Below are 3,637 nucleotides of genomic sequence, written 5' to 3'. Positions count from 1 at the left end.
GAGGGGCTGGACCTTTCAGCCCGTCCGGCGTTTGAGGACAAGGCCCGTTCAGGGCCGGAGCGGGGGTCTGGGGGCGCAGCCCCCAGGAACGAGATGGGACGGGTAGGGGCGGCGGGGGCGAGAAAACTGGGCCTCAGCCCAGCCGGGCCACCAGTGCCGTGGCCACCGCCATCAGCCCCTCCCCCCGCCCCGGGAAACCGAGCCCGTCCGTCGTCGCGCCGGACACCGACACCGGCGCCCCCACCGCCTCCGACAACACCTTCTGCGCTTCCTCCCGCCGCTTCCCGATCTTCGGCCGCGGCCCCACCACCTGCACCGCGACATTGCCGATCGTGAACCCCGCCGCCCGTACGATCCGCGCCGCCTCCGTCAGCAGCGTGACCCCGGACGCCCCGGACCACTCCGGGCGCCCGGTGCCGAAGTGCTGACCCAGATCGCCCAGCCCCGCCGCCGAGAACAGCGCGTTGCACGCGGCGTGGGCGACGACGTCCGCGTCGGAGTGACCCGCCAGCCCGGTCCCCTCGCCCTCCCACTTCAGGCCGGCGCACCACAGCTCCCGGCCCTCCTCGAAAGCGTGGATGTCGGTACCGATGCCGACCTGGGGCAGCACCGGGAACTGGCTCTCAGGAGCCTCAGAAGACTCAGAAGCCATCGTTCAGCCTCCTGCGGGCCAGGACCGCCTCCGCCAGCACCAGATCCAGCGGCCTCGTCACCTTGAACGCCTCCTCGTGGCCGGGCACGACCACGACCCGCAGGCCCAGCTGTTCGACCATGCTCGCGTCGTCGGTGACGTTCTCGGTCACCGTCTCGTGGGCCCGTACGAGCGTGCCGACGGCGAAACCCTGCGGTGTCTGGACCGCCCGCAGCCGCGCCCGTTCCGGCGTCGACAGCACCGGCTCCGGTTCCCCGGGCGTCGTGGCCGGCTCGACCTCCTTGACGGTGTCCGCCAGCGGCAGTGCGGGGACCACGGCCGGCGCGCCCTCCCGTACCGCCTCGATCACCGCGTCCACGGTGTCCACCGGGACGAGTGGGCGGGCGGCGTCGTGGACGAGGACGATGTCGATGCCGGGCGGCAGCGCGTCCAGGCCGAGCTTCACCGACTCCTGCCTGGACTCGCCGCCGGGGACGACCAGGAAGTCCGTGCGCTCGGGCAGCGCGTGGGCGTCGAGGAGGGTCTTCACCTCGGCGGCGCCGTCCGGCGGGGCCACGACGACGACCAGCGACACGGCACGGGACGCGGCCATCGCGCGCACGGCGTGAATGAGCATGGGCGTGCCGTTCAGCGCGCGAAGCGCCTTGGGGGCGCCCGGACCGAGGCGTACGCCCCGGCCGGCGGCCGGAATCACGGCGGCCGTACGTGCCCCGGGCGGTGTGGGGCGCGATTCGTCAGACATCGGTTCCTGTCAGGTTTGTGTGCCGAGCCCTCGTGGGTATGGCCTGGAGGAGTGCCGGGCGCGAGCCTCGATCGGACCCTTCCGTGACATCCGGTCGAGCGGTCTCCGGGCCCGGCACACCAATATCAGTACTTCGGTACTGCACTTCAGTACTACTGACCGCTTCAGTCAGCGCTGGTCAGTACGGGAGAATTCTCATCCGGGCACGAACATGCCGCAGCGCCCGGCGACATTGGATACGTCATCGGGCACCGCGGCATTTTCACTGTGCTGCTTGAACTGACTGTGCTGCTTAAAACCGAATGGGCGGGCTTTCAGGGCCTGCGTTCAGTCGGAGTTCAGGACGCGAGCACCTCGTCGAGCAGGGCTTCGGCCTTGTCCTCGTTCGTGTTCTCCGCGAGCGCGAGCTCACTCACCAGGATCTGGCGAGCCTTGGCGAGCATGCGCTTCTCACCGGCGGACAGTCCGCGCTCCCGCTCACGACGCCACAGGTCACGTACGACTTCCGCGACCTTGATGACATCACCGGAGGCGAGCTTCTCCAGATTCGCCTTGTAGCGACGTGACCAGTTCGTGGGCTCCTCGGCATACGGAGCGCGCAGCACCTCGAAGACCCGGTCCAGCCCATCCTGACCGACCACGTCACGTACGCCGACGAACTCCGCATTGTCCGCCGGTACACGTACAGTCAGGTCACCCTGGGCGACCTTCAGCACCAAGTAGGTCTTGTCCACGCCTTTGATCTGGCGAGTTTCGATGGCCTCGATCAGCGCGGCCCCGTGATGGGGATAGACCACGGTGTCGCCAACCTTGAACGTCATGTGACAGGTACCCCTTCCGTGGCTATCCAGGGTAACACGGAAACGGCAGCTTCTGAATGGCGTTTTCGCAGGTCAGGGCATATCTCGGGGCTTGACAACAGTAACAGGAACGTGCTTTGGGAGGGCTCCGGAGGCGAAGACGAGGGGGGTATTCGCAGGTCGGAGCGGCTCTCCGAACGAAGTGAAACCCGGGCGTTACACACACCCGGAGGCCCCGCCAGGCGACCAAACATCCACTTATGTCCGCTTCCAAGTGTGCGACTTCCGCTACTCCGTTCGGTGAGCGGAGTCGGCTGTGCGACGAATCCGGAATTGATCACGACAGTGGATGACCGAGCAGATGATCTACCGGTGATCCGCCGATGATCTGCGGGCGATCTACAGACGATCCGCGGGTGATCTGCGGGTGATCAATTTCCGGTCCGTTCATTCCTTCACCGGAAATCCGCAAGCCCGGCCGACAGCACTTATCTGATATGTCGAAGTGGTTCAGGAGACAGCCGTGTTCTCCCGAGCCGGCACCCCCGCCCGTCCTTAGAGGCGGGTCGGGTGCGGTGGCGTGGGAACGGCTCGGTAACCTAAGGCCGCTGACAGACACTTAGGGTGGCTTTACAAGGAGCTGCCCGTGCGTTCCAAGGAGTTGCCGCCGCCGTGAGCAGCAGCCTTCGACGCGGCGCCCTCGCCGCATCCGCCCTCGCGTTCTCGGTCGCCACGCTCGCCGGGTGCGCAGCCGGAAACAACGCCCAGACGCTGGAGGTCAAGCCGGACAACGCGGCCACCTCCGTCGGTGACATCAAGCTGCAGAACGTCGTCATCATCACCCAGCCGGAGCTGGAGTCGACCGGCCCGGCCGCCGTCTCCGCGACGGTGTTCAACAGCGGTACGACCGCCCAGACGCTGGAGTCGATCACCGTCCCCGGCACCGGCAAGACCGCCGAGCTGACGGCCGCGAAGGGCGGGAGCCTGAGCATCCCGGCCGGTGGCTCGCTCGTCATCGGCGGCGCGAACAACGCCTCCGCCGTGCTGCCCAGCAGCCGTGAGGCGGTCAAGGACGGCAACGCGCAGAAGATCACCTTCGCCTTCAGCAAGACGGGTGACGTGAGCCTGCGCGCGTTCGTCGTCCCGGCGGAGAGCTTCTTCTCCTCGTGGGGCCCGACCGAGGTCCCGGAGGCCCCGGTCGAGGGCAGTGCCTCGCCGAGCACCTCCGTCGAGCCGGAGACGTCCGGTTCCCCGAACGGGACCGGTGCCGCCGAGACGCCCGAGGCGGGGGCCACATCGAGCGCCTCGGCCTCGGAGACGGACACGGCTGCCGCCGGCAACTGAACCGTCGTACACGCCGGTACGTCGAAGGGCGGGACCTCCTCAGGGAGGTCCCGCCCCTCGACGTAACCGAGAGCGGGGTGCGCCGACCACGGCCGAAGA

At 68.2% G+C, this 3,637-nt stretch carries 4 protein-coding genes; 1 reads left to right on the top strand and 3 read right to left on the bottom strand.

Annotation, left to right across the window (positions count from 1 at the left end; translation table 11 throughout):
- Positions 1-133: 133 nt before the first annotated feature.
- The 3 genes from ispF to ACWDR4_RS49900 all read right to left on the bottom strand — a co-directional run bounded on the left by ispF (position 134) and on the right by ACWDR4_RS49900 (position 2,215).
- Positions 134-652 carry a 2-C-methyl-D-erythritol 2,4-cyclodiphosphate synthase gene (gene ispF / locus ACWDR4_RS49910; RefSeq protein WP_450418822.1) on the bottom strand — a complete coding sequence of 173 codons (519 nt, stop codon included), beginning with the start codon at positions 650-652 and terminating at the stop codon, positions 134-136.
- On the bottom strand, positions 642-1,394 hold the full coding sequence (gene ispD, locus ACWDR4_RS49905; RefSeq protein WP_450418821.1) for a 2-C-methyl-D-erythritol 4-phosphate cytidylyltransferase: 753 nt from the start codon (positions 1,392-1,394) through the stop codon (positions 642-644). The genes ispF and ispD overlap by 11 nt, the downstream gene beginning before the upstream one ends.
- A 338-nt stretch (positions 1,395-1,732) precedes the next feature.
- Positions 1,733-2,215 (bottom strand): CarD family transcriptional regulator, encoded by a 483-nt coding sequence (locus ACWDR4_RS49900; protein ID WP_003953493.1) that lies wholly within the window; start codon positions 2,213-2,215, stop codon positions 1,733-1,735.
- A gap of 651 nt (positions 2,216-2,866) precedes the next feature.
- Between ACWDR4_RS49900 and ACWDR4_RS49895 the strand changes: the two genes are divergently transcribed.
- Positions 2,867-3,538 carry a DUF461 domain-containing protein gene (locus tag ACWDR4_RS49895; RefSeq protein WP_450418820.1) on the top strand — a complete coding sequence of 224 codons (672 nt, stop codon included), beginning with the start codon at positions 2,867-2,869 and terminating at the stop codon, positions 3,536-3,538.
- Positions 3,539-3,637: the final 99 nt, after the last annotated feature.

The sequence above is a fragment of the Streptomyces sp. NPDC000878 genome (assembly GCF_053599695.1).
Note: the sequence above shows the minus strand (reverse complement) of the source record. Positions and strands in the feature narration are given on the sequence as shown.